8 protein-coding genes are annotated in these 13,748 nt (G+C 58.1%); 1 reads left to right on the forward strand and 7 read right to left on the reverse strand.

Annotated features, from left to right (window positions below):
- Window positions 1-181 precede the first annotated feature (181 nt).
- Complete coding sequence (locus JFT58_RS05760; RefSeq protein ID WP_054895720.1) at window positions 182-409, forward strand: hypothetical protein; 228 nt, start codon at window positions 182-184, stop codon at window positions 407-409.
- 129 nt (window positions 410-538) lie between these two features.
- Here JFT58_RS05760 and JFT58_RS05765 read toward each other — a convergent pair whose 3' ends face one another.
- Genes JFT58_RS05765 through JFT58_RS05795 form a run of 7 tightly spaced genes read right to left on the reverse strand, consistent with a single transcriptional unit; the run spans window position 539 to window position 13,744 of the window.
- A complete protein-coding gene (locus JFT58_RS05765; RefSeq protein ID WP_054895721.1) occupies window positions 539-1,861 on the reverse strand; it encodes a hypothetical protein in 1,323 nt (440 codons plus the stop codon).
- A gap of 51 nt (window positions 1,862-1,912) precedes the next feature.
- Window positions 1,913-5,551 carry a type VI secretion system membrane subunit TssM gene (gene tssM / locus JFT58_RS05770; RefSeq protein ID WP_198834316.1) on the reverse strand — a complete coding sequence of 1,213 codons (3,639 nt, stop codon included), beginning with the start codon at window positions 5,549-5,551 and terminating at the stop codon, window positions 1,913-1,915.
- A gap of 34 nt (window positions 5,552-5,585) precedes the next feature.
- On the reverse strand, window positions 5,586-6,905 hold the full coding sequence (locus JFT58_RS05775) for a T6SS immunity protein Tli4 family protein (protein WP_233095383.1): 1,320 nt from the start codon (window positions 6,903-6,905) through the stop codon (window positions 5,586-5,588).
- Window positions 6,902-8,194 carry a T6SS immunity protein Tli4 family protein gene (locus JFT58_RS05780; protein WP_054895723.1) on the reverse strand — a complete coding sequence of 431 codons (1,293 nt, stop codon included), beginning with the start codon at window positions 8,192-8,194 and terminating at the stop codon, window positions 6,902-6,904. The genes JFT58_RS05775 and JFT58_RS05780 overlap by 4 nt, the downstream gene beginning before the upstream one ends.
- Window positions 8,191-9,444 carry a T6SS immunity protein Tli4 family protein gene (locus JFT58_RS05785; protein WP_054895724.1) on the reverse strand — a complete coding sequence of 418 codons (1,254 nt, stop codon included), beginning with the start codon at window positions 9,442-9,444 and terminating at the stop codon, window positions 8,191-8,193. The genes JFT58_RS05780 and JFT58_RS05785 overlap by 4 nt, the downstream gene beginning before the upstream one ends.
- Window positions 9,432-11,228: an esterase/lipase family protein gene (locus JFT58_RS05790; protein WP_054895725.1), complete on the reverse strand. Its 1,797-nt coding sequence runs from the start codon at window positions 11,226-11,228 to the stop codon at window positions 9,432-9,434. The genes JFT58_RS05785 and JFT58_RS05790 overlap by 13 nt, the downstream gene beginning before the upstream one ends.
- On the reverse strand, window positions 11,225-13,744 hold the full coding sequence (locus JFT58_RS05795) for a type VI secretion system Vgr family protein (RefSeq protein WP_054895726.1): 2,520 nt from the start codon (window positions 13,742-13,744) through the stop codon (window positions 11,225-11,227). The genes JFT58_RS05790 and JFT58_RS05795 overlap by 4 nt, the downstream gene beginning before the upstream one ends.
- Window positions 13,745-13,748: the final 4 nt, after the last annotated feature.

Consider the following 13,748-nt stretch of genomic DNA (forward strand, 5'->3'; position numbering starts at 1 on the left):
ATTTAACGCCCGTTACGTCGAGTAATGGGTCACGGCAGTGCAACACCGGCTAAAGGACTGTCAAGTATGACAGTAGACGCCTGCGACGACTCACCTGAGAATGAACGCCACGCGGCAAGAATCCCAGCCTCTGATCCTGGGCCTGCACGTTTGCCGCCAGCACTCGATGAGAGGCTCAGTCATGGAGATCACTGAATGCCGCGCCGCAGACAACGTCATCTTGACATTAAAGCAGCCGATGAACGCGCGACGCACACGCCTGCTGTGCGGGTATCTGCGCCAGATCAATCCGCCGGCCGAGTATTTGATCCTGGTCGAGGAATGGACGGCGCAAGCCCATTACGTGCAGTTCAACCAGATTACAAGGTGCGCGCGCATGACCAAAAAACTGCGGCCACGCCTTGCCTGAGCTTTCCCTCATGAAGGTACGTTCACCCGCCATCAGCGTAACGCTGGCGATCGGTTTGTTCACCACCATGGGGGGGGCAGGCAGAACGCGGCCTCATTGAGCAGCCCCAGATGGAGCACCCTGCCCCCTTTACGAGCGCAGCGCCTCACCAATTTCTTCAATAGCAAAACCAACGTCATGCCCCGCACGAATCAACTCCGCGAACCGCAGCATCACTGAAGAGCCGACATCGTGGGACAGCGCCAAGGTCATCAGTTCGCGTATCGGTTCATCAAGCGCTGCTTCGACGCTGGGAGAACACGCCTGCCCTGTGAGCCAGGCAACAAGGGACGAGACCCTATGGCCAGGGGTATCTTCATCAACACCCAAAATCTCGCCTAACACCATTCCCAGTGTGCCTGCAGGATGTTGTTCCGGGCGGCTCCAAGTCTTGAGCTCAATTGACTCTCGCTGCACCTTTTCCAAGTTCCGCCGAATCTTTCCAGGAATGGTCGCCGCCGCTTTGGGGCGATTGTAGTACTCGCGGTTAGCTAAACTTGCGGCATCCCTGACAACCTTCCAGGCCACCGACCAAAGCTGTGAAACACTGTAGGTATGCAAAGCTGCGCGCATAGTACTTTTGATTTCTGCCAGCTCTTGTTCCGACAGATCATGGTTATAGAGTTCGCACTGAGCGCCCAGATAGCGCATGACATCGGCGACTGCGTAATCAAGCCACAGGTTGAACAGCCCGTCAGCATCGGTATACACCCTATCCGACAGGTTACGAATGACCTCGTCCGCACGCCTTGATGCGACATCTGGCGCCAAACGATAGACAACCTGGTCCCTCAACACCCAAATCTCATCGCCCTCCCAATAGTAGGTGCCCGGGCTTGCTTTACTGGGGTCATCAAGGACGAGCCCAGCCTCACGCAATTGCAGCATGAAGTCATCGACATATCGAGGCGCCAGCCCTCGACAATCACCCGGTCTGAAGCCGCCATTGGTCAACCTCGGGGTAACAGCCCTGTCCAACGCCAGCAGAAGCACCACCTGATTATCCGGGACCGCTGAGTAGTCCACCGTACGGGTTAACTGCTTGCGTACGTATTCGGCCAACTGCCGTTCAAGCTCTGCGGCTTTGGTCTTTTTAGCCTCAAGCGCAATGGCGTCATGGTCGTTCTGACAAAGCGTACAAAGCTTCGTGGACCGTTGAGGGACCTTTTTGGCCTCTGAGCGATTTTTGATTTCGATCAATTCCGCACACTTGGAGCAGACCTGATTATCATCGAATGCATTGCAACGTTGCCGTACGAAGCTGGCGAGTGTAACGCCTGGGGCCATTTCAATAACGTCCGTCAGAGCACTCACTTTTTCAAGGTACTGCCCTGACTCATCGACAGCCCAGTAGCGCTCGATCAACTCAATTTCTTTAGGGTCTTCGGTCAACATTTGCAGCTTGATTGCCATGTAAGCAGTCCTGTTCCGCGTGTGATTATTTCGCACCCAGTCATCGCTGACTTATGGGCGTTCATAGGTGAGAGCTGTTGCGGCGAGCCTCTCGACCTTGTTCGGTTTTTTCTTTATTTGACGTTCTTCCAACAGAGTCCTGGGCAATACAAACCCTTCAAAACTGCGCTGTGTAATCGGGTTATTAGCCTTCTCCGCTCCAATCCGATAACGCATCAACCCATCGGCGACTGAAAAGGTCAGGTCCACACTGGTGTCGGTACGGCCATTTAGGTGCCCGCGACTCAGCAGCCGGAACAACGACCACGGCCCGCGGTAGCTCAGGCTGGCGGTGTTGCCGGTGCTATGCACCAGAGTCAGTTGACTGCCATTGCTGTTGCCCAGGCTGTTGGGCCACACCAGACCGGTGCGCTGTGGCGCGCCGTGCTGGTAGGGGATCAGTTGGCCGTCGACGCTGAGCATGCTGCTCAGGCGAGTGGCACTCAGGGCCAGGGGTTCGATGGTGAGCTGCACGGCCAGATGGCCGCGATGGTTGAAGAAGGTCTCGCGGATGCGCTCGGCCGTTTTCAGTTGCTCCAGCACGTCGCTGCGTACCAGGTAGCCGCCGAGGCTGTCGGAGTACAGGGCGTCGAGGTTGTCCTTGAGGAACACGTTCAGGTATTGGTCGTGGAACTGCTGTAGACGCCCCTGCGGACCGAAGAAGGCTTCGAAGTCTTCCAGCGAGGCGTCCTCGCCACTGGCCTTGAACGGATAGCGGCCCGCCAGACGCTCGCGGTAGAAGCTGTAGATTTCACTGTCCCAGCGTTTTTCCAGCTCGCGCAGGGCGGCGATCACCAGCACTTGCGAGGTTTGGTCGGCGAGTTTTCTGACCTGCTGATTCAACGGCTCGGGCAGCCCCACGGCGACGCGTTGCAGGTTGGCGATGGGATCGGCGCCGCCCAGGGAGAAGCGGTTGAGCACGGTTTTAAGGGCGGCTTTACCGGGGTCCGGGTTGTCGTGCACGGCTTTGGCGTAGTCATAGACGGCGCTGACCGAACGCAGGGTTTCTTCGTAATAGGACGGCTGCTCGCCTCGTGCGGTGATCAGCTCTGACAGACTTGAGAATGCGCGCCGAATCCCTGCTGCTTGTTGTTGCTCCTCGGGCACCTTGTCCAGCTTGAGCGGCGTTTGCCCCTCAGCCAGGGGCACGGCCGGGTAGATCACGCTGTTGTCACGCAGGGTTTCCAACAGCCGCCGTAGCGGCGCAGCCGGGCCGGTGACTTGTTCCAGCACCGCCACGCCGTGGCTGAGGTCGTCAAAGTCGGTGACCGCGAACTGGTTCAGCGCACGTCGCCAGCTGTCGACGTAGTCGGCGCTGTACAGGGCTCGGATACGCTGGGTCAGCACTTTGCGGTCTTCGTCGGAGTAGTCCAGGCGTTGTCGTTCGCCAAGGACCCACTGGTCGATCATCGCCAGCTCGATAATGCCCTTGGTGCCGGGTTCGAAATAGTCCTTGAAACCCTTGGCGGTGAGCAGCGGCGGCAATTGCAGACCGCTGCCGGCTTGATCGGTGTTTAGCGGACGGTAGACGATATCGAACGCCGGGCCGACCTCAGTGCGCAGGTCCAGCGGCCGATGCATACGCTCCAGGGCATCCTGTTTCAGGCTCATATAGACCCGTTCGGCCATGGGTAACTGGCGCAGTTGCTGCTGCACTTGGGTGATGCGCTCGCGGTAGTTCGGCAGGTCGGCATCGGCGTATTTCAGCGCGTAGCCCAGGTGGCTCATCAAGTCGGCCTGCAGTTGGCCCTGGCCCGGATAGGCACGCTGCCATTGCTTGGCGACCCACTCCTCGATAATCGCTGGGCGGCGGTTGGGGCGCTCTTCGAGCATGCGGTACACGCGCAAGGCTGCCAGTTGCTGGTTGCTGCCGGCGGGCGCGGTGTTAATAGCCTCCAGCACCCCGCTGGCAATGGCCGGCAGGAAACGCTTGGACAGCAGATTCAAATAGGCTTCATCCACCGTCGGGCCAATCGCCCTGCCCTGGTACAAGCCCATATCCGATAGCAATGGCCAGGCTTCACGGTAATCACCGTAGACCAACACCGCATCGCGAATCTGGTCCAGAGGCAGCAACAGGTTGCGCCCCGTAGGGTCGACCGTGGCGTCGATGTCTCGCTCACTGAACTCCTGACTCTTGGCCAACACGTTGGCCGCTTTGTCGCGGTTGATGCTGAAGTAAAACTGCCAGGTACCCATCGCCACCAGACAGCCCAGGCACGCAACGCTGAACCCGGCGATCAACAGCCGCCGTTTGCTGCGAGCCACCTTGATGTTGTCGCCTGCAAGGCCCGCTTCGGGGTAGATCACCCGCTGGAACAGTTCCTGGGCAAAATAGATGACCGTACCACCGGCCGGTTTGACCTCCGGTGGCGGTGGCGGCAGTTGATACGCCTGCCCTGCTTCTTTGATGAAAGCGTTGCTCAGAGTGCCCTGCTGCAACACCGAGGAAAAATACAGCCCGCGCACCAACGCGGGTGTGGTGAACCGATCACTGCCAAGCATTTCAGTCAGGAAGCCAAACAACGCGCGGCGCAAACCCGCCATCTGATGCATCAGCGCCTGCAAGCGATCACACTCATCCAACGTGCGCGCCTCCCGGGTGCTGTTGAAAACCTGTTCGCAGAGGCAATCGACAAAGGCTTGATATTGGCGCGCCAGTTCCGCCAGCCAGGCATCAAAATCATCCACCGCGGCCAGGCTGAACGTGAAGCCCAGCAGGTCTTCGCGACCACTGCGCGATAACCTGGCGAAGAATTCTTCGAAGCCTTCAAGCAGGTCGAACTTGCTCAGCGTCACGTACACCGGCAAGCGCGTGCCCAATTGCCGCGTCAGCTCAAACAGCCGGGTGCGCAGCAGGTTGGCGTGGGCCTTGCGTTGCTCGGGACACTGCGCCAACAAGGCCTGTATATCAATTACCAGCACCACGCCGTTCAAGGCGCGACGGCTGCGGTTGCGCGTCAGCCAGTCAAGCAGATGCGACCAAAGGCGCGCATGAGTGCCGGTAGGCAACACCGGTTTGTGCTTGCCCTGCTGCTCGACGTTTTCAGCCGGTGAATCCGGGTGGCTGAAAAATTCACCCGGTGGGTCAATCAACACCGCCTCGTCCCCGATCCACCAATCCACCGGGTAGGCCAGTTGCTCTTCCTGAGCCCTGACCCCAGCCTTGGTCACATGAGACAACGAAAAGCTCTGGTTGGAGCGGGTGATCAGACTGGTCTTGCCGGCATTCTCTTCACCGAGCACCAGGTACCACGGCAGTTGATACAGTGAACGGCGGCGCTCCATATTATTCAGCAGGCTGCCCAGGCTGCGGTCCAACGCCCGCTCTTGAGCCTCGATATAAGGCAAGCAAGGGTCGGCTTGCACGGCGGCCTCATGCTGGCGTTCAACCTGCAAGCGCTGATAACGCTCGCGCACGCGCCACGCCCAGATGAGCAGCGGCACCACGATCACCGCCACACTGGCCGAGACCCGCATCGCCCACTCGCCCAACGGTTGGCGCTCACGCCACGTCCACTGCGCGCCCAGCCACCAGATGGCGACCAGCAAGAACATCACGCCCAACAGCACCAACACCGGCCATGCCTGATTGAATTGGCGCAGCACCGGCAAGCCCCAGCGTTTGAGGTAACCCCAGACTGTTTTCATGAATTGCTCCTAACGCTTTTTTAGAGTTCGTTGCTTACACACGGTGAACGCATCCCTGTTGCTCCCGCTGAACCACGCCCAGGGGCATGGCTTGGGTTTTCAACGCTGGCGATGAATTCATGGAGGATGCGTTTGCTTTGGGCAGCCTCCTTGACACGGGGCCGCGAATGTTGGCCTCAGGGTCCGGTCTGGGCGCGACCGAGCCGTAGCGGATGCGTACGGATTTGAGGATGGCGTCCCACACGGCCATGGCTTCGTAGTCAGTGAGGGAGGGGTTGACGGGTTCTGGTGAGGCGGGTTGTTGCCAGAGTGGGAGTTCGTAGCCTTTGTTGGCGAATTGGGGAAGGGTCCAGCGCACTAGGTCTTCGGGTTCGTTGGGATCAACTGGCTCTCCTTTCATGCCACCCGCCGACAAACGGATGCTCATGCCAGGCCGAGCCCGCGAAGGATTGTCCCGGTAGTTTTCGCTCACAAAGAGTATTTGACGGTGAGTGTCATCGCTGAAGCCGATCAGGGATTCTTCGGCTTGCATTCCGGCTAATGTTATTTGGCCCATCCGCAGTTGTTCATAATCGCCTGCGAGGAATATTTTCCCGTCTTTTTGGGTTCGGACATGCAAACGTTCTCCATCATCAGGTGATAAGGCGTTGTAGTAGACGTTCAGCGATACGTCTGAAGCAGGGGGGCGAAAATAGAAACTGGCGATCTCATGGTCGTGATGACTGCGAATGACAACCGGCCCAAGCGCAAAGCCCGCGCCCGCGGTTTCGGGGGTGACTTTGAAGATTTCCTTCGACAGCTTTAAGAGTTGGGCTTCAACGGGATCCGTATCGCCTTCGTATGATTGAGCCCTGAGCATGACGTAGACATCATCGATCAGCAGATGAGACTCATGAACGAATGTTTGGCGGCGCGTTGCCTGCTTGTAGTACTGCAGCAACGTTTCCCTGGGTGAGACAAATTTTGCCGACACCAGCATCGGCACATCTGAATTCTTATAGTTCTTGACTGCCGAAATCCGACGTGACCGCTCATTCAAGGCTGCATCAAATCGCTCCTGCGTCACGCGCTCCCCCAAGATCAAGACCTCAACGCTTGAGTGATCAGCTCCCAATCCGTAGTACAGCTTCACATCCCCGCCCCCCGTCCAGTTGGCGGGCAAATCTATCAGCCCACGGCCCAGCGCCCAGGTGCGCATGTTGCTGGTCAATTCGTGCACGGTTTGTTTCTCTTGTTCACTGGGTTGTTTGAAGGCGGCGCAGCCCGTGAGCAACGCGATCGTCAAGCACATGAAAAGAAGCTGGGAGGCTTTAGGATGAAGGCGGCCAAAAGAAAGCCGATGGGCGCTATTCATTGATCGCTATCCCTTGGTAATGACCTACGTTTTTCCAAGCTGGCAATGAACTCATCGAGGATGCGCTTGCTTTCGGCAGCTTCTTCGGCACTGGGCCCGCGAATGTTGGCCCACGGGTCCGGCTTGGGCACGACCGAGCCGTAGCGGATACGTACGGATTTGAGGATTGCGTCCCACACGGCCATGGCTTCGTAGTCGGTGAGCGAGGGGTTGACGGGGTCTGGTGACGCGGGTTGTTGCCAGAGTGGGAGTTCGTAGCCTTTGTTGGCGAATTGGGGAAGGGTCCAGCGCACTAGATCCCTGGGCTTATCAGGATCTATGGCGGTACGCTTCTTTCCGCCTGCCGATAGGCGAATACTCACAGCTGGACGGCTTAGGGATGGGTTATCTCGATAGTTCTCGCTGACGAACAGTATTTGACGATGTGTGTCATCACTGAAGCCGATCAAGGATTCTTCGGCTTGCATTCCGGCTAATGTGATTTGGCCCATCCGCAGTTGTTCATAATCGCCTGCGAGGAATATTTTCCCATCTTTTTGGGTTCGAACATGCAAACGTTCGCCATCATCAGGTGATAAGGCGTTGTAGTAGACGTTCAGCGATACGTCTGAAGCAGGGGGGCGAAAATAGAAACTGGCGATCTCATGGTCGTGATGACTGCGAATGACAACCGGCCCAAGCGCAAAGCCCGCTCCTGCGGTTTCAGGGGTGACTTTGAAGATCTCTTTTGAGAGTTTTAACAGACGATCTTCAACAGGGGCGGTATTACCCTTGAAGGAGTCAGCTCGGAGCATGACGTAAACGTCATCGACCAGCAGGTGGAGTTCGTGAACGAAAGTCTGACGCGGTGTGGGACGCCGATAGTATTGCAACATGACACTTTGCGGTGTCTGCGCTTTGGCTGACACCAGCATTGATACGTCATCCATCTCATAGTTTTTGACCGCGGCGATCCTGCTGGCCCGTTCCTGCAAGGCAGCGGAAAAGCGTTGCTGTGACACCCCCTCGCCCAGCACACGCACTTCAACGGATGCATGATCAGCCCCCAGCCCGTAATACAACTTCACATCCCCGCCCCCCGTCCAGCTGGCGGGCAAATCTATCAGCCCACGGCCCAGCGCCCAGGTGCGCATGTTGCTGGTCAATTCGTGCACGGTTTGTTTCTCTTGTTCACTGGGTTGTTTGAAGGCGGCGCAGCCCGTGAGCAACGCGAGCGTCAAGCACATGAAAAGAAGCTGGGAGGCTTTAGGATGAAGGCGGCCAAAAGAAAGCCGGTGGGCGCTATTCATTGATCGCTATCCCCTGGCAATGACCTTCGTTTTTCCAAGCTGGCAATGAACTCATCGAGGATGCGCTTGCTTTCGGCAGCTTCTTCGGCACTGGGCCCGCGAATGTTGGCCCACGGGTCCGGCTTGGGCGCGACCGAGCCGTAGCGGATGCGTACGGATTTGAGGATTGCGTCCCACACGGCCATGGCTTCGTAGTCAGTGAGGGAGGGGTTGACGGGGTCTGGTGAGGCGGGTTGTTGCCAGAGTGGGAGTTCGTAGCCTTTGTTCGCGAATTCGGGCAGGGTCCAGCGAACCAAATCCTCTGGTTCGTCGGGGCCGCTCGGTTCGGCTTTCATACCTCCAGCCGACATGCGAAAGTTCATGCTCGGGCGACTTAGCGATGGATCCTCACGATAGTTTTCGGCCCCGAAGAGGAGTTGACGATGAGTATCGTCGCTGAAGCCAATCAGGGATTCTTCCGCCGACATTCCCGCAAGAGTGATCTTCTTCGTGCGCAGATTTTCATAATCACCTGCGAGGAAAACCCGTGCGCCTTCCTCGGTCCGGGTCTTTATGCTCTTCGTTTGACTAGGCGATAAAGCATTGATGTAAATTTCCAGCGAAATATCAGAGGCAGGCGGACTGAACTCAAAGCTTGCGATCTCCTGATCGTGGTGACTTCGGATCACAATCGGCCCCAGGGCAAAGCCTGCACCGGCTTTCTCAGGTGCAATTTTGAATATCTCCCTGGACAGCTTTGACAGGCGCGCTTCAACCGGTGCGGTGTTTCCTTTAAAGGAGTCAGCCCGAAGCATGACGTAAGCGTCATCGACCAGCAGGTGGAGTTCGTGGACGAAGGTCTGGCGCTGGGTTTTACGCATGTAGTACTGCAACATGGCACTTTGCGGTGTATCAGCCCTGGCCGAAACCAACATCGGTATATCGTTCATCTCATCATTCTTGACCGCCGCGATTCTACTGGCTCGCTCACGTATAGCTGCGTCAAAACGTTCCCGCGTCACGCCCTCTCCCAGCACACGTACTTCAACAGACGCATGATCGGCGCCCAGCCCGTAGTAGAGCTTCACGTCGCCGCCACCACTCCAATTGGCCGGCAAGTCAATCAAACCTCGGCCCAAGGCCCAGGTGCGCATGTTGCTTGTCATCTCGCTCACGTTACGTTTCTCCTTCTCGCTAGGCTGTTTGAGCGCAGTACATGCAGTAAGGGAGCCCAGCACCAGGCAGACAAAAACAATGATCAACCGGCGCATAGAGGCCTCTTGGCTTTCGCCGCAATTTTGATAATCGAATAGAGAGTGAATTGCTGCGTTAACGGGTTGGCATAGGACGCCTCATGATCGAACCCAGGCGCCTTGATTTGCTGGCGAACGCCACCGTTGCGCGCGTGTTTTATCGGTGCGCTGCCCGAACTGACCGGCACAGTGCCGTCGCCGGAGCCGTCCTGCATCTTGCAATGCAGTTCCCAATAACTGGTCTTCACGGTTTTGACGGGCGCATCGGGATCGCCACGCATGGGTGGTATGGGTTGCTCGTGGCCGCCGACATACACAGGGCTGCGGCCATCATCTCTGACTTGATGCATCTCGAGATTGGAAACTGTGAAGCTATCGGGGTATGAGCCATGAGGACCATTGAGGCGAGACCCGCGCTCCATTTGCCAAGTGATGGATTCGAAGCTGGGGTACTTAGCTTCGCTGCCGTAATAGACGTAAGTTTGAGGGTGATAAGAGCCTGAAATTTTCTGATGAAGCTCTTTCGCTTCCAATATGTTTTCCGCAAATGTTTCCCACGTAATCGGATCACCATCCTTAGGTGCCAACCACTCTTCACGCAGTAATCCCCACCAACGGTCGCGGCGCAGATAGATCTCTTCGTAAGGGTCTTTCACAGGCTGGCGCGGCATCGCCGAAACACCGTGGTTGTCAATCAACCTCAGCCAGCCTGGGGCATAATCTTGTGTCGGCAACAACTGCAAAGCGCCAGGCGCCTGCGCAAAAACGGCGGTCACTTCCTGGCCGGTCGGACCAATCACTGCTCCGGCAATCGGATCTTCATCGCTCATACCGACCTTACAACGGCGATAAGCGACCGGAGCCCCAGTGGCGGGCATGACCCCATGCACGACACCGGCAATCTTGGCACTCATGCCGGGCAGCTGCGCACATCGTCGAGCAACCAATCCGCCCATGGAGTGGGTGACCAGAATGACTTGTTGGCAGTTTCGACCGTATTGGTGCATCAATTCGTCTATGCGTTCGGCCAGGCGCTGTGCAGCGATTTTGTTGGAGTCCAGCCAGTTATACCCACACGCATGCACCGGCATTCGATAGTCACCGCGCGCTAACAACTCATCCGAGATAATCGACGGCAATTGACTCGCCAGGTTTGCCCCCAATCCCGGCATAGCAATGGGAATTTCGGGTTTTAGCCGTGTGATATGAGTCGGCCCAGGCTCGACAGCGACGGTATGCAGGTGCTCAGGCCGAACGTCGAATTGCGGCCATTGGTGAGGCAGGAACTGGTTATTCAGGGTTTCTTCCAGCCAAAGAAGAAACGCGTGATAGCTGGTTTCGCTGACTTCGCCCCAACCGCGCTCTCTGTAACGTTTGGTCAAGGCCAAGGCGGCCTTTTTCCTGTCCAATTCTGGCTGGGTAATGACCGTGCCTACGGCGAGCTTAGGCACTGCCCCGTCTCTATCAACCTCCGCACGAAGTGGGTGCAGGATTTTCTGACGTTCACCTGCTGTTTTGAAAATCCAATTTTTCGCGAGCCACATATTCTTACCCATGAACCCCGCATCCAACCGCCAGATGGGACCCGTCTTCTTATTTCCCTTTCCTTTCTCCGGCTTGCTCTTCAAATTCGACCCCATAATCCCCGGCACAAAGATCACCGGCAGCACGCCATCCGGCGGCAATATGCAGTGCACCGGGTCGGTCATATGGCTGGGCGTGAGGGTCCAGGTATGCACAGGATTGCCCCGCGCGTTGTAGTGCATGGGGGCGACACGGGGCGTCGTCGGGCTATTGGTCATGTGGGGTCTCCGTTTTCTAGCCATTCCAATGTCAACCCTTCCAGCGTCATGCCCTGTTGCAGGGTGACGTAGCCTTCGCCATCAGTGCGGCCTTCGAAGCGTGCGCCGTCTTTGCGAACCAAGGCGTAGGCACGGTTGCGCATGGGTTGACCGTTGAAAAAGGGTTGAAAGCGTTCGTTGAACGAGGTGCTGGGCCAGCTGTTGAGTTGCGTCGCGGCATGGCTGGGGTCAATGAAGTGTTTGTTCGCAGCCTTCACAATGAAATCGCCGGGCATGCCCAGCTCGATATTGCCGCCCTGCATCTTGATGTAGGCCCCGCCGCACAGCAGGGTGATGTGTTTGTCCGCCGCCACCAGCACGTGTTGCTGGCTGGCGCTGATTTCCACGCTTTGATCTGCTTGCACCTGGATGCTGTTGTGCTGGGCCTGCAGCAGCAGTTGACCGTTCTGGGCGATATGGCGCATGTCACCGCCCTGGGCGAACAGGCCTAGCTCGTCGCCCGCGTTAATCACCACTTTTTTACCGGCGGTCAGTTGCAGGTTCTGTTGCGCGACGCTGTCGATGTGTTCGCCTGCGCCTATGGCAATGCTGCGGGATGTGGCGGCAGCAATACCCGCGGGCCCGCTCAGAGCGATGATGGGCTGCGCGCCAGTGCCCGTAACGTTGGGCTGGTCATTGGCGCCCTGCCCCAGGGTGTTGACGGCCTCGGTGAGCGCCTGTTGCGGTTGCCAATCCTGGGCAATGCCTTGGGCAACCTCCGCCGAACTGCCTAGCTGCTTGGCCAACGCCAGGGCGGTTTGCAGCACCTCAATGGCTTGCTGGCGCTCCAGGTGGCCCGCAGCGGCCTTCAGTTGTGCTTCAGCAGTCAGCAATAAACCTTTTGCTGCGCGCAACGCACCGTGCCCATCCGTACGTAACTCAAACCCCTCCCCCCTGGGTTTACCGCCACCGTAATGGCGGGGGTGAGTGAGGTAACCCAGATGCAGCGCGCTGTGCTCGTGATCACTCATCAACGCCGCGCTGATTTGCGCCGTGGTGTCGTCAATGCGCAGCTCATTGGCGCGGGTCCCCTTGAATTCGCGACTTTTGGTTGTCGCTACGGCGTTGAGCTTAGGGAGCTCGTAGGGCGGCAAATTGGTCTCGCGATAAGTACGGCCCGTGGCGATGGGCTGGTCAGGATCACCGTCCAGATAGCTGATCACCAGCTCTTGACCCACACGTGGAATGGCCATGGAGCCCCAGGTAGCGCCAGCCCAGCCTTGCGTGACGCGGATCCAGCACGAGCTGTGGTCGTTGTTTTCGTCCGAACGATCCCACGGGTACTGCACCTTGACCCGGCCCCATTCGTCGCAATAGATCTCTTCCCCTGGCGGCCCAACCACCGTGGCAATCTGCGGGCCGTCGATGCAGGGTTTGGCACGCAGCGGGGCTTTCCAGTCGGCGGTCCAGCGGATGGCGCTGGCGGTCATTTCATAAGAAGTGCCTTGGTCGCTGCCGAACGCCTCTTCCTGCAAGCTGGTGTGCTGTTTGCCTTCGTGGGTGATGGCGATGGTGCGCCAACGGTCGTTGAAGTCTTCGCGGGGATGCTCGTTGAGGTCGAACGCCAGTCCCGGTTGCAGGCGTGCATCGTCACCGGCCAGGTGCGCCAGTTTGGCGTCATTGCGCAGGGCGGTGAGGCGCGTTTTGGTGAAGGGCTTGCCGGCGATGTCGCGCTTGTAGCGGCCGGGATAGTCGTAGCGTTCGTAGTCCTTGTGCTGGTTTTGCAACTCCTGATCGCCGCTGGCGGTGTGTTGCTGGTTGTAGCGCGGGTGGGTGAAGGTGTAATCGCGCTGTACCTGCACGGCGGTGCGTACCTGTTCGGTGTAGTGGAAGCGGGTTAACGCCGGTTCCGTGGCGTCACCGCCCGCCATTGGCTGATAGATCACTGGGCAATCGGTATGGGTCCCAATGGTGCCCAGGCCACCAACACGGTCGGTGAGGACGAGGGTGTGGCCGTCGGCGCGGTGTTCGAAGGCGTAGAGCAGGCCCTCTTCGGCGGCGAGGCGGCTGATGAAGGCGAGGTCGGTTTCTCCGGCCTGTACGCAGTATTCACGTCGTTGATGCTCAAAGCAGATGTCGCTGCGGATGTCGGTCAGTCGATGCTCGGTAAGTATGTTGGTGATGATCTCGGGTACGGTTTGGCCCTGGAAGATGCGCCAGTTGGAACGCAGGTCGAAACGCGCCAGGGTCGGTTCGACTACCGCGGTGTAGCGGGTGCGACGAAAGCCGGTGTCGCCCTGGGTGAACAGGCTGACCAGGCCGTGCACGTAGCGCACTGGGGCTTCGCCGCGCCAGATCGTGAACAGCCCCGCCAGGTCGAGCACGTTATTGAACTCGATGGCGGCGTTGTGGCTGGCCAGTTCCAGGGTGAGCTTGAACGGCTTGGACAGGCTTTCATCGAGCTTGAAAGAGACCACGTCGAAGGTGTCGCCTTTCAAGGGCTCGAAGGTAAAACGCAAGTCGCTTTGGCGGGGCACGTGA

This window comes from Pseudomonas sp. MF6767, assembly GCF_016405475.1.
Taxonomy (GTDB): Bacteria; Pseudomonadota; Gammaproteobacteria; order Pseudomonadales; family Pseudomonadaceae; genus Aquipseudomonas; species Aquipseudomonas paracarnis.